The sequence below is a fragment of the Corynebacterium sp. HMSC034H07 genome (assembly GCF_001815175.1).
In the GTDB taxonomy this organism is placed as follows: domain Bacteria; phylum Actinomycetota; class Actinomycetes; order Mycobacteriales; family Mycobacteriaceae; genus Corynebacterium; species Corynebacterium hiratae.
In genome coordinates, this window is record NZ_KV819474.1 from 1 (window position 1) to 645 (window position 645).

Consider the following 645-nt stretch of genomic DNA (forward strand, 5'->3'; position numbering starts at 1 on the left):
GGTGAGATCACCGTTACCGTTCCTGAGGATGCGAAGCCGGGTGACAAGGTCACTGTTCCGGTTGAGGTGAATTACCCGGATGGTTCGAAGGACGACGTTGATGTCACCGTTACGGTTGAAGAGCCTGACGCTAAGGACAAGGACGCTGACACCCACGAGCCTGGTTACGAGGATGGCTCCGGTAAGCCTGGTGAGGATGTCACGGTTCCTGCTCCTGAGTTCAAGGACGAGAGCGGCAACCCGACTGACGCTCCGGATGGTACGACGTTCACCCCTGGTGACAACGCGCCTGATGGTGTGAAGGTTGATGAGAACACCGGTGAGATCACCGTTACCGTTCCTGAGGATGCGAAGCCGGGTGACAAGGTCACTGTTCCGGTTGAGGTGAATTACCCGGATGGTTCGAAGGACGACGTTGACGTCACTGTCACCGTTGAGCAGCCTGATGCTCCTGAGGCCAAGGACAACGAGAATTACGAGCCTGAGTACAACGGTGGCACCGGCGAGCCTGGCGAAGACGTCACAATTGACAAGCCAGACTTCAAGGACAAGGACGGTAACGACACTAAGGCTCCTGAGGGCACGACCTTCACTCCGGGTGACAACACGCCTGACGGTGTGAAGGTTGATGAGAACACCGGTGAG

Annotated in this window: 1 protein-coding gene; it reads left to right on the plus strand. The window is 57.1% G+C overall.

Annotation, left to right across the window (positions count from 1 at the left end; all coding sequences use genetic code 11):
* Nucleotides 1-645: YPDG domain-containing protein (locus HMPREF3009_RS00020; protein WP_198531094.1), on the plus strand; the 645-nt coding region annotated here is incomplete at both ends.